This window comes from Pseudomonas sp. S2_E02 (genome assembly GCF_054668355.1).
On sequence record NZ_CP162761.1, the window covers coordinates 4964047 to 4983891 of the forward strand.

The following is a 19845-nucleotide window of genomic DNA, read 5'->3' on the forward strand; positions in this document are numbered from 1 at the left end:
GGAGAACGGGATGGCTGGTAAAAAGAACACCGATAAAGAAGGCAGCTCGTGGATCGGGAAAGTCGAAGACTACTCCCGCAAAATCTGGCTGGCTGGTTTAGGCGTGTACTCGAAGATCGACACTGACGGCAGCAAGCTCTTCGATACATTGGTCAAAGACGGCGAGAAAGCCGAGAAGCTCACCAAATCCGCAGTCGGCAAAAAAGTCGACGCTGCCAAGGATTCCGCTTCTTCGGCCAAGTCGCGCATCAGCGGCGTGAAAGATCGCGCACTGGGCAAATGGGACGAGCTGGAAGGGGCTTTCGACAAACGCCTGAACAGCGCAATCTCGCGCCTAGGTGTACCGAGCCGCAATGAGGTCAAAGCACTGCATAGCAAGGTGGAAACCTTGACCAAGCAGATCGAAAAACTCACCGGTCTGAAAACCCAACCGGTGGCGGCGAAAACCGCTGCGGCAAAACCGGCAGCAAAAACGGCTGCGGCCAAACCAGCAGCCAAGTCGGCTGCCAAGCCACTGGCCAAAGCGGCAGCTAAACCTGCTGCTAAAGCCGCGGCCAAGCCAGCAGCGAAAACCGCAGCCGCCAAGCCTGCAGCCAAAGCCGCAGCCAAACCGGTTGCCGCCAAAGCCGCTGCCAAGCCGGCAGCTAAACCTGCGGCCAAAACTGCAGCGAAACCCGCCGCCAAGCCAGCAGCGAAAACTGCTGCCGCCAAGCCTGCAGCGAAACCTGCTGCGGCGAAAAAACCGGCAGTGAAAAAACCGGCCGCGCCGAAAGCCGCTGCGCCGAAACCGGCCGCACCTGCTGCAGCCAAACCTGCCGCTCCGGCAGTTCCGGTGAGTGCGTCGAATTCCGCCGCAGCACCGACTCCGGCGGCCACCCCGACTGCTGCATCGACCCCGTCGACGCCAACCAGTCAGTCCTGATTTTTCAGGGCAAAACAAAACGCCCGGCCTGTGAAGGTCGGGCGTTTTTGTTTGTGCATTTCAAGGCCGCCCCTCACCCCAGCCCTCTCCCAGAGGGAGAGGGGGCCGAACGAGGTGTCTTGCGTCGTACGTCGACCTGAACGATCGAGTCGATTATGGATTCAACAAAACCCTTTCAGGTCGGTGTAGCTCATCAGCATCCCCCAATCAGTCCCCTCTCCCTCCGGGCGGTCCGACGTTTCGGGAGGGCTAGGGTGAGGGGCTTTTGATTTCAGTCGTGATCTTCAAGGTATTGCAGAGCCATCCTTTCGGTCGCGACTTTCACCGGCGGTAGCAAATGCGGCGCTACCAGCATCATGATCTGGTAAACCACCAACCTGACCTCACCCTCACGATCCAGAATCCGCTGATAATCCAGCGAAAACAGCAGCGTCATGGTGATCTGCTCCACCAGTTGCCCCAACGCCTGCGTATCACTGACCAGTTGCCCCGAAGCCTTTAACCGCGCGAGCAACGACGCCAGTGTGCGCTTCAGTGCATTGAGCAAATGGCGAATGCCCTTGGCCAGTTTTGGCAAGCGCCCGGCGAGGTTCGACAGGTCCTGGAACAGGAAGCGGTACTGCGCCAACCGCTCGACGATCAAATGCAAAAACAGCCAGTAATCCTCCGGCGCCAGTTCCACATCCGAGGGTGGATCGAGCAGTGGCGCCAGTTCATTCTGGAAGCGTTCGAACAAGCCGAGAATCAGCGGTTCCTTGCCATGGAAGTGGTAGTAGAGATTTCCCGGGCTGATCCCCATTTCGTTCGCCACCTCCATGGTGGAGACGTTCGGCTCGCCCTTTTCGTTGAACAGTTGCAAAGCACATTCGAGAATCCGGTCGCGGGTTTTCATCCAGTCTTCTTAGAAAAGTTCGGTTAAGCGTCAGCGCACACGCACGTAAGTACCGGGCGCTGCCTCCATCGGTGGATAGTTCGGGTTGCCGAGGGTAAACGTGGTTTCGTGCTGGGCGCCGGAGCGCTGTTGAATCCACTCCAGCCACTGCGGCCACCAACTGCCATCGACGTGTTTACCATCGTAGTACCAGGCACGCGGGTCGCTGCTCATCTTGCCGTTCTCGATATAGGCAGCTTTCGGGTTACTCGGCGGGTTGAGAATGCTCTGCACGTGGCCGCTGTTGGACAGCACGAAACGCCGTTCGCCACCGAGCAGCAGGGTTGAGCGATACACCGCATCCCACGGCGTGATGTGGTCGTTCATGCCGGCGACGCTGAAGCTGTCCACGGTGACTTTCTGCAGGTCGATCGGCGTGCCGCACACTTCCAGCCCGCCCGGATGGGTCAGCGGGTTGTGCTTGAAGAAGTCCAGCAGGTCGCCGTGAAACGCGGCGGGCAAGCGCGTGTTGTCGTTGTTCCAGTAGAGGATGTCGAAGGCCGGCGGCTCTTTGCCCAGCAGGTAATTGTTGACGAAGTAGCTCCAGATCAAATCGTTGGGGCGCATCCAGGCGAAGACCTTGGCCATGTCGCGACCGTCGAGCACGCCTTTCTGGTACGAGCGGCGCTTGGCGGCTTCGAGGGTTTGTTCATCAGCGAAGAGGGTGGCCGGAGTTTCGATCTGGCTGTCGAGCAGGCTGACCAGGTAGGTCGCACTGGAGACGCGGCGCAGTTGCCGCTTGGCCTGCAAATGCCCTTGCAGGGCGGCGATGGTCAGGCCGCCAGCGCAGGCGCCCATCAGGTTGACTTCGCGGGCGCCGGTGATCGCCCGGCAGATGTTCATCGCCTCTTCCACCGCCTCGACATACGTCGACAGGCCCCATTCGCGATGGCGTACATCCGGGTTGCGCCAACTGATCATGAAGGTCTGCAGGCCGTTTTTCAGTGCGTACTGGACGAAGCTGTTATGTGGGCTGAGGTCGAAAATGTAGTACTTGTTGATTTGCGGCGGCACCACCAGCAGCGGCTTGGCGTACTGCTTTTCGCTCATCGGTCGATACTGGATCAGCTCAAGCAAATCGTTGCGAAACACCACCGAGCCGGTGGTGGTGGCCACGGTCTTGCCGACCTCGAAAGCCTGTTTGGTCACCTGACGTGGCAGGCCGTCGTTGTGCAGCAGATCATCGAACAAATGACTGAGGCCGCGCACCAGGCTGTGCCCGCCGGAGTTGAACAGCTCCTTGACCGCCAGCGGGTTGAGCAAGGTGTTCGACGGCGCCACAGCGTCGTTGAGCAGGGTGAAGGCGAAATGCGCGCGGGCGCGATCGTCATCGCTCATGTTGCTTTCGTCGATCCAGCTTTTGACCTGTTTTTGCCAGGCCAGATAGGCCTGCAGGCTGCGCCGGTAGAACGGATTGAGGCTCCACGCCGGATCAGCGAAACGGCTGTCGTTCGGATTGGTCGGGTGCAGGGTTTCGCCGAGCAGCACGCGGCCCAATTGACCGCCGAGTTTCAAGGCATGCTTCGCACTGTGGATCGGGTTACGCAGGCCATGGGCTGCCACGCTGCGCAAGGTCGAGATCAGGTCCCGGCCACGCAGGCCGGTGATCGCACTTTGTGCATTGATGAACACGGCGGGGCTGGGCACTACGCCCGTCGCTGGTTTGTCGCGCATGACTCAACACTCCTTCGTCTTCAGGCCAAAAACAAACTCACCGAACCAGAACACCATAGACGCTGTTACGGGTTGCTGCCTGCGCGGCGTCCTGCCGCGCACTCTTTACTAAAGGCTTGCATAAAGCCTGCCGCCGGGGTTAGCCGCCGAGCGGTGTCGGATGCGGGTGCATCACCGCCCGCTGACGTTCCTCCTGGAGGAATTTCATGATGATCGGCGCCACCGCTTCGGCGCGGGTAATCAGGAACAGGTGGCCGTCGTCGATGATGTGCAGTTGCGCGTTGGGAATGCGCCAGGCGAGCATGCGCATGTTGATCAGCGGGATCAGCGGATCGTCATCACCGGCCAGCACCAGCGTCGGCTGATGGATCTTGTGCAGCCAGTGAATGCTGGTCCAGCCGAGGCCGGCGAACAGTTGCCAGTAATAACCGAGCTTGCCCGCCGAACGCACTTTCGCCGCGTGGCTGGCCGCCAGGGTCGGGTCGCGGCGGAACGAGCCGCCATAGATCAGCGGGGCGATACGGATCACGTGGGACGGCTGAATGTAGCGCCGCGGACTGGCCATCATCCACAGCACTTTCGGTTTGCCCGGCACCATCACGGCACCGGCAGCGGTGGCCGCCAGCACCAGTTTCTTGCAGCGCTCGGGGTAGTCGTAGGCGAACTGCTGCGCAAGTGCGCCGCCCCACGACACGCCGATGACGTTGACCTGCCCGTAGTCGAGATAATCGAGCATGCGCGACGTCAGCTTGGCCAGACCGGGAAAACGATATGGCCGGTTCGGCGTCGAGGAGCCGCCGACACCGGGCACGTCAAAGGCGATCACTTCCAGATCCGGGTCCAGCGCCGCGACAAACGGAAATACCAGCTCCAGGTTGGCGCCAATGCCGTTGAAAATCAGCAAGGGCGTCAAGTGAGGCTTGCCGGGGCGCACCGCCGTGCGGAGGGTTTGACCATCCAGATCGACGGTACGGAATATGAACGGTTGCGGCATGCGTCAGGCCCTGTGGATTTCAAGTACACCCCGCCCCCTGTGGGAGCGAGCCTGCTCGCGAAGGCGTCGTGTCAGCCAACATCGATGTTGATTGAATGAGCGCTTTCGCGAGCAGGCTCGCTCCCACAATGACGGGGTGGTGTCAGTTACCGCTCATGTACATAAGTGCCCGGCGAAGCTTCACCCGCCGGGTACGCTTTGTTGCCCAGTTTCAGCGGGGCCTTTTTCAGGTTGCCCGAGCGCTCGGCCTGCCACGCCTGCCAGTACAGCCACCAGGAATCGGTGTGCTTGGTCGAGTTCTCTTGCCACTCATCGGCATTGGCGGCCATCTCCTCGCCGGTCATGTAGCGCGATTTCGGGTTGCCCGGCGGGTTCAGAATGCTCTGGATATGCCCGCTGCTCGACAACACGAACTCGACCTTGCCGCCAAACAGCTGCGCCGACTTGTAGCAGGACTTCCACGGCGTGATGTGGTCGTTGGTGCCGGCCAGCGAGAAGATATCGGCGGTGACCTGCTTGAGGTCGATCGGCGTGCCGCACACTTCCAGTGCATTCGGGCGAATCAGTGGGTTGTTTTTGAACATCTCGATCAGGTCACCGTGGAACGCGGCGGGCAACCGGGTGGTGTCGTTGTTCCAGAACAGGATGTCGAACACCGGCGGCTCGTTGCCGAGCAGGTAGTTGTTGACCCAGTAGTTCCAGATCAGATCGTTCGGACGCATCCAAGCGAAGACCTTGGCCATGTCTTTGCCTTCAAGCACGCCGGCCTGATACGAGTGGCGCTTGGCGGTCTCCAGGGTCTGCTCGTCGACGAACAGCGCGACGTCGCTGTCCAGCGTCGTGTCGAGCACGCTGACCAGCAGCGTCAGGGCATTGACCTTCTTCTCGCCGATCGCCGCGTAGTGGCCGAGCAGGGCGGTGCAGGTGATGCCGCCGGAGCAGGCGCCGAGCATGTTCACGTCTTTGCTGCCGGTGATCGCGGTGACCACATCGACCGCTTCTTTCAGCGCATCGATATATGTCGACAGGCCCCACTCACGCTGGGCCTTGGTCGGGTTGCGCCAGCTGACGATGAACGTCTGCACGTTATTGCGCAGGCAAAAGCGCGCCAGACTCTTGTCCGGGCTCAAATCGAATACGTAGAACTTGTTGATCTGCGGCGGCACCACCAGCAATGGACGCTCGTGGACTTGCTCGGTGATCGGCTTGTACTGGATCAGCTCCAGCACGTCGTTGCGAAACACCACCGCGCCGTCGGTGACGCCGAGGCTCTTGCCGACCTCGAACGCGCCCATGTTGACCTGACTCGGCATGCCGCCGTTGTGCACCAGATCCTTGGCCAGATGCGAGAGGCCGTCGAGCAGGCTTTTGCCGCCGGTTTCGAAGAAGCGTTTGACTGCTGCGGGGTTGGCCGCCGTGTTGGTCGGGGCCATGGCTTCAGTCATCAGGTTGATGACGAAGTGGCCGCGCGCGATGTCTTTGGGTGAGAGGCTGCTGTCATCGATCCAGGCATGGAGTTCCTTGCGCCACGCCAGGTAAGTTTGCAGATAACGTTTGTAGAGCGGGTTCTGGCTCCACGCAGGATCAGCGAAGCGACGGTCATCGCCTGCCGGTTGCAGTTCGGATTTGCCGAACAGCACGTTCTTCAGTTCGAGGCCGAAATGGGTGACGTGCCTGACGCTATGGATCGGTTGTTTGATGGCCTGTTTCAGCACCATACGAGCAGAGGCCAGCAGATCCTTTCCGCGTAGCCCAACGACGGGATTAAGCCCCAGGGTGTTTTCCGAGGCTTGGTACTTCAGGTCATCGTTATTCTTGTTACTCATCTACGACGCTCCATTGTCCTGAGACGAGTACCCGGTTTTCTGCTGTGCAGTTCCACAGCCAATGCCAGGTACTACTGCTCGGGTGACCGTTAATTCTGCATAGCTGCTTTACAGTCGTAGAGCACTGCAGGGAACTTGCCAGCTCCATTGGTTACCCGAGTTTAATTTTTTTCGCAAGCAGGCCGATCCTCGGCCACACAGCAGAGCATTCAAACAGATGAATTTAGAAAATGCCCTCTAATGAGCGCAAGGCTCGGACTAGAGCATCAGCTTGACGATCGACTCGCTCGGGTCGCGGGTTTTTCCGGCGGCTTTGAGCTCGGCCAGATAATCGGCCCAGAGTGCGTCATAACGTCGCCCCAGCTCGTAGAGATAATCCCAGGTGAACAAGCCACTGTCGTGACCATCGTCGAAGGTCAGTTTCAGTGCGTAGTGACCGGCCGGTTCCAGCTTGCTCAGACCGACGTTGATCTTGCCAAATTGCAGGATCGGTTTGCCGTGGCCCTGGACCTCGGCGGAGGGGGAGTGCACGCGCAGGAATTCGGCGGGCAGGGTGTATTCCTCGCCGGACGCGTAGGTGAGCGTCAGGGTCTTCGAGGCTTTGTGCAGTTTGATGTCGGTGGGGATTTGAGTCATGGGCTGGCGTCCGAAGTGTGGGCGACCCTTGAGCAAATGTGGGAGCGAGCTTGCTCGCGAAAGCGGTGTGTCAGACAACATTGATGTCGACTGACACGGCCTCTTCGCGAGCAAGCTCGCTCCCACAGGGTCCGCTACCGCTGTAAGTATGGCTTACAGGATATAACGGGACAGGTCTTCGTTCTGCGCCAATTCACCGAGGTGGCTGTTGACGTATTCGGCGTCGATCAGAATCGGCTTCTCATCGTGGGTGCTGGCCAGATCGCCGGCACTGAACGACACCTCTTCGAGCAGACGCTCAAGCAGCGTGTGCAGACGACGGGCACCGATGTTTTCGGTTTTCTCGTTGACCTGCCAGGCGATCTCCGCCAGACGCTTGATGCCTTCCGGCTGGAACTGGATATTCAGGCCTTCGGTTTTCAACAGCGCGCAATATTGCTCGGTCAGGGAGGCATGCGGTTCGCTGAGGATGCGTTCGAAGTCCGACGGGCTCAGCGCTTTGAGTTCGACGCGAATCGGCAGACGACCTTGCAACTCAGGCACCAGATCGCTCGGCTTGCTCAGGTGGAACGCACCGGAGGCGATAAACAGGATGTGGTCAGTCTTGACCATGCCCAGTTTGGTGTTGACGGTGCAGCCTTCGATCAGCGGTAGCAGGTCGCGCTGTACGCCTTCACGGGACACATCAGCGCCACCGACGTTACCGCGCTTGGCGACTTTGTCGATTTCGTCGATGAACACGATGCCGTGCTGTTCAACGGCTTCCAGCGCCTTAGCCTTCAGCTCTTCTTCGTTAACCAGACGCCCGGCTTCTTCGTCGCGCACCAGCTTCAGCGCCTCTTTGACCTTGAGCTTGCGCGCTTTCTTTTTGCCCTTGCCCATGTTGGCGAACAGCGACTGCAACTGGTTGGTCATCTCTTCCATGCCAGGCGGCGTGGCGATCTCGATGCCGGCAACTTCGGCGACTTCGATTTCGATTTCCTTGTCATCCAGCTGACCTTCGCGCAGGCGCTTGCGGAACAGCTGACGGGTGTTGGAATCGGAGCTCGGCGCTTCTTCATTGCTGAAGCCCATGCGGGCCGGCGGCAGCAGTGCGTCGAGGATACGATCCTCGGCAGCGTCTTCGGCGCGGTGGCGAACGCGGGTCATTTCCTGCTCGCGGAGCATCTTGATCGCGGCGTCGGCCAGATCACGGATGATCGATTCGACGTCACGACCGACGTAGCCGACTTCGGTGAACTTGGTCGCTTCGACCTTGATGAACGGTGCGTTGGCCAGTTTCGCCAGGCGACGGGCGATCTCGGTTTTACCGACACCGGTCGGACCGATCATCAGGATGTTCTTCGGGGTCACTTCAACGCGCAGCTCTTCAGGCAGCTGCATGCGGCGCCAGCGGTTGCGCAGGGCAATCGCGACGGCGCGCTTGGCATCGTCCTGGCCGATGATATGGCGGTTGAGTTCGTGGACGATTTCGCGGGGAGTCATGGACATAATAATTGACGGTCCTCAAGCAGAAAAAAGCCGTGGCACAGGGCCGCGTCAGGCTTATTCAGCGAGATCCTGCTCCTCAATGGTCTGAGTGTGGTTGGTGAATACACAGATGTCGCCGGCGATACCGAGAGCGGTTTCGACGATTTCACGGGCCGACAGATCGGTCTTTTTCAGCAGGGCGCTGGCCGCGGCTTGCGCGTAGCCGCCGCCGGAACCCATGGCGATCAGGCCATCTTCGGGCTCGACCACATCACCGTTGCCGGTAATGATCAGCGAGGCGTCCTTGTTGGCGACCGCGAGCATGGCTTCGAGGCGGCTCAGGGAGCGGTCGGTGCGCCATTCTTTGGCGAGTTCGACAGCGGCGCGCACCAGGTGGCCCTGATGTTTTTCAAGTTGGCCTTCGAAACGTTCGAAGAGGGTAAAGGCGTCGGCGGTGGCACCGGCAAAACCGGCGATGACCTGGCCGTGGTACAGGCGACGAACTTTTTTCGCGTTGCCTTTCATCACGGTATTGCCGAGAGAAACCTGGCCGTCGCCGCCCATGACGACTTTGCCGTGACGGCGGACTGAAACGATGGTGGTCAAGGGAAGAGTCTCCACACAGCGGGGCGAAAGTGCCTTATGCCCATTCATATGGGGGTGCTGGAGAGGATTTCAACCGGGGAGGATGCGGAGGGACGAACGGCGGGGACTGATCAGGGATATGTGGTGTTGCAAACATTGCCTTCGCGAGCAGGCTCGCTCCCACAGGGACTGCGTTATTCCTGTGGGAGCGAGCTTGCTCGCGAAGAACGATGACGCGGTGGTTTGGCGAATCAGCGGCTCTGGCGTTGTTGTAACAACAGGTTGCTGAAGCCGGCGCCAGCCAGTTGTTTCTGTGCAGTAGTCAGTTGCTCACGGTTGCTGAACGGCCCGACCAATACGCGATACCAGGTTTCATCCTTCACCGTGCCGGACTCAACCGCCACCGCCTGACCGAGCAGAATGATCTGCGCGCGGACTTTGTCGGCATCGGTTTCCTTGCGGAACGAACCGGCCTGCAGGAAGAACTTGGTCACCGGCGCCGCTTTGCTCACTGGTGGCGCTGGCGGCGGGGTAATCCCGGCCAGCGCGGCCTGCGCGCGCGCGGTGTCGATCTTCGCCGCTTCCGCCGGGGTCACCGGCGTGGTCGGGATGGCCGGCACTTGTGGCGTCGGCAACGTCTTCTCCGGCACGGCGTCTGGCGGCACGATCACTTCCGATTCCGGCAGCAGGGTGTAGAAGTCGTACTTCGGCTTCACCGGTTGCGTCGGGCTCGGCGGGGTCTTGTTGGCCTCGGCGATCTTCGATGCTTTCTGCTGTTGCGCCTGTTCGACTTTCTCGCGCTTGACCGTGTCGCTGCCCTTGCCCGGCTCCAGCTTCATCAGAAACACGATGAACGCGCCGACCGTGAGGCCGATGGCCATCCACAGCCAACCCGGAATCGGTTGCTTCGCAGGAGCTTGGTAACGGCTGGCGCCACGCTTGGGTGCAGGTTTTTTCTTGGCAGCCAACTTACATACGCTCCAGAGTTTCCAGACCCAACAGCTTCAGGCCTTGCTTGAGGGTGCGACCGGTCAGCGCGGCCAGACGCAGACGGCTCTGCATCTGGGCCGGGGTTTCGGCGGCGAGGATCGGGCAGTTCTCGTAGAAGCTGGAGAACAGACCGGCAACGTCGTACAGATAAGTGCAGAGAATGTGCGGCGTGCCTTTGTCGGACACGTTGTTCAGCACTTCACCGAACTGCGCCAGTTTCGCCGCCAGCTCAAGTTCGTGCTCGGCTTCGAGAACGATCTGACCGTCGACTTCGCTGAAATCCTTGCCCAGCTTGCGGAACACACCGGCCACGCGGGTGTAGGCGTAAAGCAGGTACGGCGCGGTGTTGCCTTCGAAATTCAGCATCAGGTCGAAGTTGAAGCTATAGTCGCTGGTGCGGTGCTTCGACAGGTCGGCGTATTTCACCGCGCCGATGCCGACGACTTTGGCGATGTTGCGCAGCTCGTCTTCGGCCAGTTGCGGGTTCTTCTCTTTCACCAGGTTGTAGGCGCGTTCCTGCGCTTCGGTGAGCAGGTCGATCAGCTTCACGGTGCCGCCGTCACGGGTCTTGAACGGACGGCCATCGGCGCCGTTCATGGTGCCGAAGCCCATGTGCTCCATTTCCATCGGATGGGTGACGAAACCGGCCTTGCGCGCCACAGCGAACACTTGCTGGAAGTGCAGGGCCTGACGCTGGTCGACGAAATACAGTGCGCGGTCGGCTTTCAGCTTGCCACTGCGGTAGCGCACGGCGGCGAGGTCAGTGGTGGCGTACAGGTAACCGCCGTCAGCCTTGACGATGATTACCGGCAGCGGATCGCCGTCAGCATTCTTGAATTCGTCGAGGAACACGCACTGGGCGCCGTTGCTCTCGACCAGCATGCCAGCGGTTTTCAAGTCGTTGACCACGTTGATCAGGTCGTCGTTGTAGGCGCTTTCACCCATCACGTCGGCCATGGTCAGCTTGACGTTGAGCAGTTCGTAGATCTTCTGGCAGTGCGACAGCGAGATGTCCTTGAACCGGGTCCACAGCGACAGGCACTCGGCATCGCCGGCCTGCAACTTGACCACCAGGCCACGGGCGCGGTCGGCGAATTCTGCGGATTCGTCGAAACGCTGCTTGGCGGCGCGGTAGAAGTTTTCCAGGTCCGACAGCTCATCGCTGGTGATCGGGTTTTCCTGCAGATACGCCATCAGCATGCCGAACTGGGTGCCCCAGTCGCCGACGTGGTTCTGACGGATCACTTCGTCGCCGAGGAATTCAAGAACACGGGCTACGCCGTCACCGATGATGGTCGAGCGCAAGTGGCCGACGTGCATCTCTTTGGCCAGATTCGGTGCCGACAGGTCGACCACGGTGCGCTGCGCCGGGCCAGCCTTGCGCACGCCAATGTGAGCATCAGCCAGTGCGGCATCGAGGCGGTTGGCCAAGGCCTGGGTGTTCTGGAAGAAATTGATGAAGCCCGGGCCGGCGATTTCGGCCTTGGTGACGTTCTCGTCGGCAGGCAGTGCGGCAATGATTTTTTCCGCCAGATCGCGCGGCTTCATGCCCGCAGGCTTGGCCAGCATCATGGCGATGTTGCTGGCGAAGTCGCCGTGGGTCTTGTCACGGGCGTTCTCCACCTGGATCGCCGGCGACAGGCCTTCAGGCAACACACCTTCGTTGACGAGTTGGGTGAGGGCTTGTTGGATCAGCTGGCGAATGGTGTCTTTCATGGTCTTCTCTTTCGACCGCAAGCGCGGCGGGCGCATCGATGCGCGGGTGGAAAAACTGGGCATTATCCGTTGCGAAGACGGGCTTGCCAACCTTAGCAGGCAGCTTATGGATATGTGGTGACATTCAGATCAAAAGATCGCCGCCTGCGGCGGCTCCTACAAGGGGATAGGCGTTTTCCTGCAAGAGTTGCCGCAGGCGGCGATCTTTTGATCTTCAATACAAATCGACGGGATCGACATCCAGCGACCAGCGCACCGCCCGCCCGCTTGGCATCTGCTCCAGCACCAGCAACCAACTGGCCAGCAACCGATGCAGCGGCGCCCGTGCTGTCGCCTGCAACAGCAGCTGCGCGCGATAACGCCCGGCGCGGCGTTCCATCGGTGCTGGCACTGGCCCGAGCAATTCGATCCCGCTCAGGTTCTGCTCTGCCAGCAAACGCTCGGCTTCGCTACACGCCTCATCGAGAAAACCTTCCGCTTGCCCGGGCTTGTGCGCTTCAGCACGCAACAGCGCCAGATGCGCAAACGGCGGCAACCCGGCGGCGCGGCGCTCGCTCAAGGCCTGTTCGGCAAAGGCGAAATAGCCCTGTTCGGTGAGTTGCACCAATAAAGGATGGTCAGCGAGGTGTGTCTGGATAATCACCTTGCCCGGTTCCTCCGCTCGCCCGGCACGACCTGCGACCTGCACGATCAACTGCGCCATGCGCTCGCTGGCGCGGAAGTCGCCGGAGAACAGACCGCCGTCAGCATCCAGAATCGACACCAGCGTCACCCTTGGAAAATGGTGACCCTTGGCCAACATCTGCGTGCCGACCAGAATGCACGGCTGGCCCTTCTGAATCGTCGCGAACAGTTGATTCATCGCGTCCTTGCGCGAGGTACTGTCGCGGTCGACGCGCAGTACCGGGTAGTCGGGAAACAGAATCGCCAGACGTTCCTCGGCGCGCTCAGTACCCGCGCCGACCGGTCGCAGATCGACCTTGTTGCACTTCGGACATTGGCGCGGCGTGCGCTCGACGTAGCCACAGTGGTGGCAGCGCAGTTCGCCGTAACGCTGGTGCACGGTCATCCGCGCATCGCAGCGCGAACACTCGGACATCCAGCCGCAGTCGTGGCAGAGCAACGTCGGTGCGAAACCGCGACGGTTGAGGAACACCAGCACCTGTTGGCCATTGGCGAGGGTCTGGCCGATGGCTTGTTGCATCGGCCCGGAAATACCGCTGTCCAGTGGACGGCTTTTCACATCCAGCCGCAGGAAGCGTGGCTGCTTGGCACCGCCAGCACGTTCATTCAGGCGTAGGAGGCCGTAACGGCCGGTGTAGGCGTTGTGCAGGCTTTCCAGCGATGGCGTCGCGGAACCGAGAACGATCGGGATGTTTTCCTGCCGTGCACGCACCAGCGCCAGATCACGGGCGTGGTAGCGCAAACCTTCCTGCTGTTTATAAGAGCCGTCGTGCTCTTCATCGATGATGATCAGCCCCGGGTTTTTCATCGGCGTGAACAGCGCCGAGCGGGTGCCGATAATAATGTCGGCCTCGCCATCACGTGCGGCGAGCCAGGCTTCGAGGCGCTCGCGATCATTGACCGCCGAGTGCAGCAGGGCGATGCGCGCATTGAAGCGCTGCTCGAAGCGCGCCAGGGTCTGCGGGCCGAGGTTGATCTCCGGGATCAGCACCAGCGCCTGTTTGCCGGCTTCGAGGGTTTCGCGGATCAGTTGCAAATAGACTTCGGTCTTGCCACTGCCGGTGACCCCGGCGAGCAGGAACGCGTGATAACTGTCGAAGCCGGCGCGGATCGCCTCGTAGGCGGCGCGCTGTTCGGTGTTGAGCGGTAATTCCGGTTGCGCCAGCCAATGTTCGTGGCGCACGACGGGTGCATGCCGGCGGATTTCCACTTGCACCAGATTTTTCGCCAGCAGCAGATCAAGGCTGTCCTTGCTCAGCATCAGTTTGCTCAGCAACTGATGGGCGACGCCGTGCGGGTGTTGAGCGAGGGTGGCGAGTGCTTCCCGCTGGCGCGGGGCGCGGGCGATGCGCGGATCATCAAGGCTGGCGCCCGGGACGATCGACCAGAAACGTTCCTGCCGCGCCTCTGCCAGCTCGCCTTGGCGCAGCAGGACTGGCAGCGCCCAGCTCAGGGTGTCGCCGAGGCTGTGCTGATAATACTGCGACGTCCACAGGCACAGCTTGAACAGCGCCGGTGGCAGTGGCGCTGTGGCGTCGAGCAGGGCCAGCGCTGGTTTCAGTTTCTCCACCGGCACTTCGCTGGTGTCCGTGACCTCGACCAGAATCCCGATCATCTCGCGTCGACCGAACGGCACTCGCAGGCGCATGCCCGGCTGCAATTGCTCACGCAGCACGCCGGCCGGCGCTCGATAGTCGAACAGGCGGCGCAAGGGTGAAGGCAGGGCTAGGCGCAGAATGGCGTCGGGCACGCGGGGGGATCTCTATAAACGCAAAATAAGGGACGAGTGCAGATCAATTGTGGGAGCGAGCTTGCTCGCGAAGGCGGTGTATCAGGCGCTTAAGGATTGACTGACACAACGCATTCGCGAGCAGGCTCGCTCCCACTGGGAATCGCGTATTGGGCCGGGAGCCTAGCAGACGGTCGGTCTCGGTGACAGCTTGCGTGTTTGAAAAGGTCTGGTAGAATCCGCGGCCTAATTACGTGCGGTATTCAACAATAGTGTTGGGTGGCGGCACGCTAGCTGAGGAAGACACCATGAAAGCTGATATCCACCCGAATTACCCAGTCATCGCTGTTACCTGCAGCTGTGGCAACAAGTTCGAAACCCGTTCGACTTTCGGCAAAGCTCTGCCAATCGACGTTTGCAACGAATGCCACCCGTTCTACACCGGTAAGCAGAAGACTCTGGACACTGGCGGCCGCGTTCAGCGCTTCGCAGACCGTTTCGGTGCTTTCGGCAAGAAACCTGCTGCTGCAGAGTAAGGTTGAAGGGCCCGGTGGGCTTTTCCTCGTTGCTGAAAAAGGCGTCCCTCGCGGGCGCCTTTTTTGTGTCTGCGATTTGGCTATCCGGCGCTCAGGCCTTTTGCCCGGCGCCTGCGGGGCTGACCAGCGTCACCGTGCAGCGCGTGGTCGATGGCGACACGCTGCGCCTGAGCGACGGTCGCAGCGTGCGGATGATCGGCCTCAACACGCCTGAGCTGGGCAGGCAGGGCCGCAGCGACGAACCCTTCGCCGTGGCGGCACGCAAACGCCTGCAAGCGCTGGTCGATGCCAGCGGCGGACGTGTCGGTTTGCGCCCCGGCAAGCAAGCCAAAGACCATTACGGGCGTACGCTCGCGCATATTTACAGCACCAGCGGCGCCAATCTCGAAGCGCAAATGCTCGCCGATGGCCTCGGTTTCCAGGTCGCGGTTGCGCCGAATGTCGATCTTGTTGCCTGCCAGCAAGCCGCCGAACGTAGTGCGCGAAAGGCCGGGCTGGGCCTCTGGCGGCAATCACCTGTACTGAAAGCGGAGCAGATCCAGCGCTCGGGTTTTGCCGTGATCAGTGGGCGTGTGAGCAAGGTTCAGCGCAATCGAGGCGGAATCTGGATCGAGTTGCAGGACTCGCTTGTATTGCGCGTTGCACCCAATCTGGTCGGACAATTTGACAATGCCCGGTTGCAGGCATTGAAAGGCAAGCAGATCGAGGCTCGTGGCTGGATCGTTGATCGTTCCCGGCGCGGTGGATTGCAATCCGGCCAGTCGCGCTGGCTGCTTCCGTTGACGGATCCTTCGATGTTGCAAACGCTGCGCTGAAGAAAAATTGTAGACATTTTTTCTATCGATTGTGAACAGTCCAGCCCTTGTGCGCCGTGGCTCTTGGCCCAAAGTCGTAGGGCAGGGCGCTTGACAGGGGTGACCGCTCAGTCTTGTGGGGACTTTGCGAGGCGCGTATCCTCGCTGACCAGTCTGTCCAACAGTAAAAAGCGGAATGCCAAAATGTCTGATCTGAAAACTGCCGCTCTCGAATATCATGCCAATCCTCGTCCAGGGAAGCTGAGTGTCGAGCTCACCAAGGCCACTGCTACCGCTCGCGACTTGTCGCTGGCCTACAGCCCCGGCGTAGCTGAACCAGTGCGTGAGATCGCTCGCGATCCTGAACTGGCCTACAAATACACCGGCAAGGGCAACCTGGTTGCAGTCATTTCCGATGGCACCGCGATTCTCGGTCTGGGCAACCTCGGCCCATTGGCCTCCAAGCCAGTGATGGAAGGTAAAGGCGTACTGTTCAAGCGCTTCGCCGGCATCGACGTTTTCGACATCGAAGTCGACTCCGAAAGCCCGCAAGCCTTCATCGATACCGTAAAACGCATCTCCATCACTTTCGGCGGTATCAACCTGGAAGACATCAAGGCGCCAGAGTGCTTTGAGATCGAACGTGCTCTGATCGAGCAGTGCGACATTCCGGTCTTCCACGATGACCAGCACGGCACCGCGATCGTGACCGCTGCGGGCATGATCAACGCCCTGGAAATCGCTGGCAAAACCCTGCCAGAAGCGAAAATCGTCTGCCTGGGCGCCGGCGCTGCTGCCATCTCCTGCATGAAACTGCTGGTGAGCATGGGCGCACGCATCGAAAACATCTTCATGGTTGACCGTACCGGTGTGATCCATTCCGGCCGTGACGACCTGAACCAGTACAAAGCGGTATTCGCTCACGCCACCGAGAAGCGCAGCCTGGCTGACGCACTGGCAGGCGCTGACGTGTTCGTCGGTCTGTCCGGCCCGAACCTGCTGAGCGCAGAAGGCCTGCTGTCGATGGCGGCCAACCCGATCGTGTTCGCCTGCTCGAACCCGGATCCGGAAATCTCCCCGGAGCTGGCGCACGCTACCCGTAGCGACGTGATCATGGCCACCGGCCGTTCGGACTACCCGAACCAGGTCAACAACGTGTTGGGCTTCCCGTTCATCTTCCGTGGTGCTCTGGACGTTCGCGCCAAGCGCATCAACGAAGAAATGAAAGTGGCTGCCGCCAACGCCCTGCGTGAACTGGCCAAGCTGCCTGTTCCTCAGGACGTGTGCGATGCCTACGGCGGTGCTCCGCTGGAATTCGGCCGTGAGTACATCATTCCGAAGCCAATGGACAAGCGCCTGATCACCCTGATCTCCGACGCTGTGGCCAAAGCCGCAATCGAGACCGGTGTGGCGACCCTGCCGTATCCGAAGAACTACCCGCTGAAAAGCGTGGATGACGTGTTCAACGGCTAAGCCGTTGTAGCGCTTCAAACGAAAGCCCCGGCTCGTGAGAGTCGGGGTTTTTTATTGCCTGAAGATCAAGAACCCCCTCACCCTAACCCTCTCCCAGAGGGAGAGGGGACTGATTGGGGGATGCTGGAGAGTGATGCCGACCTGAAAGTGTTGTATTGAATCTGTAGGCGCTGATGTGCTTTCAGGTCGACGTATCTCGCGAACTTCCCACGGTCAGTCCCCTCTCCCTCCGGGAGAGGGCTAGGGTGAGGGGCTCTAGATCTTCAGCCATAAAAAAGCCCCGCACATCTCACGAAGGCAGGGCTTTTTGCTGCTTCAGGATCAGAACAGATCGATCGGCGCCTGCTCATCCGCAGGCAGCGGGCTGCCCGGTACGGCGCCATTACCCAGTTCATTCATCGACGGCGGCGTGTCTTCAGACTTGAACAGCTCGAAATACGCGCCTGGCGTGCTCGGCGTCGCCGCTCGGCCACTGACCGGATCCACGCGCAGACTCAGCAAGCCTTCCGGCTCAGGCTGCACGTGCGGCGGCTTGTCCTTCAGCGCAGCCGACATGTAGTTCATCCAGATCGGCAGCGCCACAGTACCGCCGAACTCGCGACGACCGAGGCTTTCCGGCTGGTCGAAACCGGTCCACACGGTGGTCACGTAATCGGCGTTGTAACCAGAGAACCACGCGTCTTTCGATTCGTTGGTGGTACCGGTTTTACCGGCGATATCGCTGCGGCCCATGGCCAACGCGCGACGGCCGGTGCCGAGCTTGATCACGTCCTGCAACATGCTGTTGAGGATGTACGTGGTGCGGCCATCGACAATTCGCTCGGCCACTGCCGGCGTTTGCGGCACGGCCGCGCTGCCCGGCGCCTCGCCCGCAACCGGTGTGGCGTTGACCGTAAACGAATCGGTGTGCGGTGCGGCGATACCGTCCGTCGCCGAACCGCCCTGAGGCACGGTTGGCGGGTTGGCGACGAACAGCGTGTCGCCATTACGGCTTTCGATCTTGTCGATGATGTACGGGGTGATCTTGTAACCGCCGTTGGCGAACGTACTCCAACCGGTCGCAATTTCCATCGGCGTCAGCGTTGCAGTACCCAGCGCCAGCGACAGGTTGGGCGGCAGATCCTGCTTGTTGAAGCCGAAACGGGTGATGTAGTCGATGGTCTTGCCTACGCCCATCGCCTGCAGCAAGCGGATCGACACCAGGTTACGCGACTTGTACAGCGCCTCACGCAGGCGGATCGGGCCGAGGAAGGTGTTGGTGTCGTTCTTCGGGCGCCAGACCTTGTCCAGATATTCGTCGACAAACACGATCGGCGCATCGTTGACCAGCGTGGCAGCGGTGTAGCCGCTATCCAGCGCGGCGCTGTAGACGAACGGCTTGAAGCTCGAGCCCGGCTGACGCTTGGCCTGCATCGCACGGTTGTAGTTGCTCTGTTCGAAGGCGAAACCGCCGACCAGCGAGCGAATCGCGCCGTTCTGCGGATCCAGCGACACCAGCGCACCTTGCGCCTGCGGGATCTGGCTGAACTTCAGTGAATTGTCTTTCTGACGCTGCACGCGAACCAGATCACCGACCGCCGCGACATCCGACGGCTGGCGCGGATTGGCACCCATGCTGTTGGTGTTGAGGAACGGTCGTGCCCATTTCATGGTGTCCCAGGCGACGTGTTCTTCGCCGGTGCGGGTCAGCACTTGCAGGCCGTTCTTATCGACCTGGGTGACGATGGCCGGCTCAAGGCTGCTGATGGTGCGCTGCTTGGTCAGTTCGTTGGCCCAGGCCTCACGGGTCTTGCCCGGCAGACGCGATTCGGGGCCACGGTAGCCGTGACGCTGGTCGTAGGTCATCAAACCTTCGTGCAGCGCGGTGTTGGCCATTTCCTGCAGGTTGCTCGGCACCGTGGTGGTGACGCGGAAACCTTCGGTGTAAGCGTCGCTGCCATAACGGCCGACCATCTCGGCACGGGCCATTTCAGCGATATACGGTGCATTCACTTCCGGGGTCGGCACGTGATAGCTGGCGTTCAGCGGCTCGTTGATCGCAGCGGTGTAGTCGGCTTCGCTGATCTTGCCGAGCTTGTACATGCGCCCGAGGATCCAGTCGCGGCGTTCTTTGCTGCGTGCCGGGTTGGCCAGGGGGTTGAAACGCGACGGGGCTTTCGGCAGGCCGGCGATCATCGCCATCTGCGCCAGGCTGACATCACGGATCGACTTGCCGTAATACACCTGCGCCGCCGCTTCGATGCCATAGGCGCGGTTGCCCAGATAGATCTTGTTCACGTACAGCTCAAGGATTTCATCCTTGGTCAGCTGTCGCTCGATCTGCAGGGCCAGAAGAATTTCGGTGGTTTTGCGCGAGAAGCTGCGTTCGCTGGTCAGGAAGAAGTTCTTCGCTACCTGCATGGTGATGGTGCTGCCGCCGGACTGAATGTGTCCGCTTTTGACCAGTTGGGTCGCGGCGCGCATCAGGCTGCTCGGATCGACGCCATAGTGGTTGGCGAAATTGTCGTCTTCAGCACTTAGTAACGCATTAATGAAATTGGGTGGAATGTCGGCGAAACGGATCGGTGTACGGCGCATTTCGCCAAATTCGGCGATCAACTTGTTGTCGCTGGAGTAGACCCGCAGCGGAATCTGCAACTGAATGCTTCGCAGAGCCTCCACAGAAGGCAAACCCGGACTAAGGTAAAGAAACGCGCCGCTGAGACCTAAAAGCAGTCCGCAGAAAACGGCGACGATGGACCAACCGAAAAATTTCAGCAGACGAATCAAGGCTTTTGGACATCCAGTGCAAAGAATGAATTTGGCGACGGGGCTCCGGCTACACACAGAACCATCCGCGCTTGCAGTAAAAAGCGGAAAAAAACGCTGGGCATTATAAGCACTTT

General features: G+C 60.4%; 16 protein-coding genes. 5 read left to right on the top strand and 11 right to left on the bottom strand.

The window, feature by feature from the left end:
- The first annotated feature begins 10 nt into the window (after positions 1 to 10).
- Positions 11 to 922 (top strand): phasin family protein, encoded by a 912-nt coding sequence (locus AB4O01_RS22360; protein ID WP_460089572.1) that lies wholly within the window; start codon positions 11 to 13, stop codon positions 920 to 922.
- Between the two features lie 271 nt (positions 923 to 1193).
- Here the strand turns inward: AB4O01_RS22360 and AB4O01_RS22365 are convergent, their stop codons facing one another.
- The 9 genes from AB4O01_RS22365 to argS all read right to left on the bottom strand — a co-directional run bounded on the left by AB4O01_RS22365 (position 1194) and on the right by argS (position 11744).
- On the bottom strand, positions 1194 to 1814 hold the full coding sequence (locus tag AB4O01_RS22365; RefSeq protein ID WP_095187463.1) for a TetR/AcrR family transcriptional regulator: 621 nt from the start codon (positions 1812 to 1814) through the stop codon (positions 1194 to 1196).
- A 30-nt stretch (positions 1815 to 1844) separates the two neighbouring features.
- Positions 1845 to 3527, bottom strand: coding sequence for a class II poly(R)-hydroxyalkanoic acid synthase (gene phaC, locus AB4O01_RS22370; protein WP_093430070.1), 1683 nt, complete (start codon positions 3525 to 3527; stop codon positions 1845 to 1847).
- Between the two features lie 139 nt (positions 3528 to 3666).
- Complete coding sequence (gene phaZ / locus AB4O01_RS22375; RefSeq protein ID WP_034152967.1) at positions 3667 to 4521, bottom strand: poly(3-hydroxyalkanoate) depolymerase; 855 nt, start codon at positions 4519 to 4521, stop codon at positions 3667 to 3669.
- A gap of 146 nt (positions 4522 to 4667) precedes the next feature.
- Complete coding sequence (gene phaC / locus AB4O01_RS22380; protein ID WP_099757773.1) at positions 4668 to 6347, bottom strand: class II poly(R)-hydroxyalkanoic acid synthase; 1680 nt, start codon at positions 6345 to 6347, stop codon at positions 4668 to 4670.
- A 258-nt stretch (positions 6348 to 6605) separates the two neighbouring features.
- A complete protein-coding gene (locus tag AB4O01_RS22385) occupies positions 6606 to 6983 on the bottom strand; it encodes a gamma-butyrobetaine hydroxylase family protein (RefSeq protein WP_093430072.1) in 378 nt (125 codons plus the stop codon).
- A 153-nt stretch (positions 6984 to 7136) separates the two neighbouring features.
- Positions 7137 to 8474: an ATP-dependent protease ATPase subunit HslU gene (gene hslU / locus AB4O01_RS22390; RefSeq protein WP_064388878.1), complete on the bottom strand. Its 1338-nt coding sequence runs from the start codon at positions 8472 to 8474 to the stop codon at positions 7137 to 7139.
- A 54-nt stretch (positions 8475 to 8528) separates the two neighbouring features.
- On the bottom strand, positions 8529 to 9059 hold the full coding sequence (gene hslV, locus AB4O01_RS22395; RefSeq protein WP_016984593.1) for an ATP-dependent protease subunit HslV: 531 nt from the start codon (positions 9057 to 9059) through the stop codon (positions 8529 to 8531).
- A 230-nt stretch (positions 9060 to 9289) separates the two neighbouring features.
- On the bottom strand, positions 9290 to 10006 hold the full coding sequence (locus AB4O01_RS22400) for an SPOR domain-containing protein (RefSeq protein WP_007909385.1): 717 nt from the start codon (positions 10004 to 10006) through the stop codon (positions 9290 to 9292).
- Position 10007: 1 nt separating this feature from the next.
- On the bottom strand, positions 10008 to 11744 hold the full coding sequence (gene argS / locus AB4O01_RS22405) for an arginine--tRNA ligase (protein WP_460089575.1): 1737 nt from the start codon (positions 11742 to 11744) through the stop codon (positions 10008 to 10010).
- Here argS and AB4O01_RS22410 point away from each other — a divergent pair.
- Positions 11743 to 11865, top strand: coding sequence for a hypothetical protein (locus AB4O01_RS22410; RefSeq protein WP_256579857.1), 123 nt, complete (start codon positions 11743 to 11745; stop codon positions 11863 to 11865). The genes argS and AB4O01_RS22410 overlap by 2 nt on opposite strands.
- A gap of 93 nt (positions 11866 to 11958) precedes the next feature.
- Here the strand turns inward: AB4O01_RS22410 and AB4O01_RS22415 are convergent, their stop codons facing one another.
- Positions 11959 to 14178 carry a primosomal protein N' gene (locus AB4O01_RS22415; RefSeq protein ID WP_460089576.1) on the bottom strand — a complete coding sequence of 740 codons (2220 nt, stop codon included), beginning with the start codon at positions 14176 to 14178 and terminating at the stop codon, positions 11959 to 11961.
- A gap of 287 nt (positions 14179 to 14465) precedes the next feature.
- Here AB4O01_RS22415 and rpmE point away from each other — a divergent pair, with 287 nt between their 5' ends.
- From rpmE to AB4O01_RS22430, 3 genes are all read left to right on the top strand, one after another.
- Positions 14466 to 14693: a 50S ribosomal protein L31 gene (rpmE, locus tag AB4O01_RS22420; protein WP_016984589.1), complete on the top strand. Its 228-nt coding sequence runs from the start codon at positions 14466 to 14468 to the stop codon at positions 14691 to 14693.
- Positions 14694 to 14707: 14 nt separating this feature from the next.
- Entirely contained in the window at positions 14708 to 15508 is an 801-nt protein-coding gene (locus AB4O01_RS22425) for a thermonuclease family protein (protein ID WP_460089578.1), read from the top strand.
- 183 nt (positions 15509 to 15691) lie between these two features.
- Positions 15692 to 16960 carry a malic enzyme-like NAD(P)-binding protein gene (locus tag AB4O01_RS22430; protein ID WP_090280412.1) on the top strand — a complete coding sequence of 423 codons (1269 nt, stop codon included), beginning with the start codon at positions 15692 to 15694 and terminating at the stop codon, positions 16958 to 16960.
- Between the two features lie 321 nt (positions 16961 to 17281).
- Here the strand turns inward: AB4O01_RS22430 and AB4O01_RS22435 are convergent, their stop codons facing one another.
- On the bottom strand, positions 17282 to 19726 hold the full coding sequence (locus AB4O01_RS22435; protein WP_460092306.1) for a penicillin-binding protein 1A: 2445 nt from the start codon (positions 19724 to 19726) through the stop codon (positions 17282 to 17284).
- Positions 19727 to 19845: the final 119 nt, after the last annotated feature.

Bases quoted from the DNA above. Each gene is read 5' to 3' on its own strand.
- AB4O01_RS22385 (WP_093430072.1), bottom strand. From the start codon at position 6,983: ATGACTCAAATCCCCACCGACATCAAACTGCACAAAGCCTCGAAGACC.
- phaC (WP_099757773.1), bottom strand. From the start codon at position 6,347: ATGAGTAACAAGAATAACGATGACCTGAAGTACCAAGCCTCGGAAAAC.
- phaC (WP_093430070.1), bottom strand. From the start codon at position 3,527: ATGCGCGACAAACCAGCGACGGGCGTAGTGCCCAGCCCCGCCGTGTTC.
- rpmE (WP_016984589.1), top strand. From the start codon at position 14,466: ATGAAAGCTGATATCCACCCGAATTACCCAGTCATCGCTGTTACCTGC.
- AB4O01_RS22365 (WP_095187463.1), bottom strand. From the start codon at position 1,814: ATGAAAACCCGCGACCGGATTCTCGAATGTGCTTTGCAACTGTTCAAC.
- AB4O01_RS22430 (WP_090280412.1), top strand. From the start codon at position 15,692: ATGTCTGATCTGAAAACTGCCGCTCTCGAATATCATGCCAATCCTCGT.
- hslU (WP_064388878.1), bottom strand. From the start codon at position 8,474: ATGTCCATGACTCCCCGCGAAATCGTCCACGAACTCAACCGCCATATC.
- argS (WP_460089575.1), bottom strand. From the start codon at position 11,744: ATGAAAGACACCATTCGCCAGCTGATCCAACAAGCCCTCACCCAACTC.
- AB4O01_RS22410 (WP_256579857.1), top strand. From the start codon at position 11,743: ATGGTCTTCTCTTTCGACCGCAAGCGCGGCGGGCGCATCGATGCGCGG.
- phaZ (WP_034152967.1), bottom strand. From the start codon at position 4,521: ATGCCGCAACCGTTCATATTCCGTACCGTCGATCTGGATGGTCAAACC.
- AB4O01_RS22360 (WP_460089572.1), top strand. From the start codon at position 11: ATGGCTGGTAAAAAGAACACCGATAAAGAAGGCAGCTCGTGGATCGGG.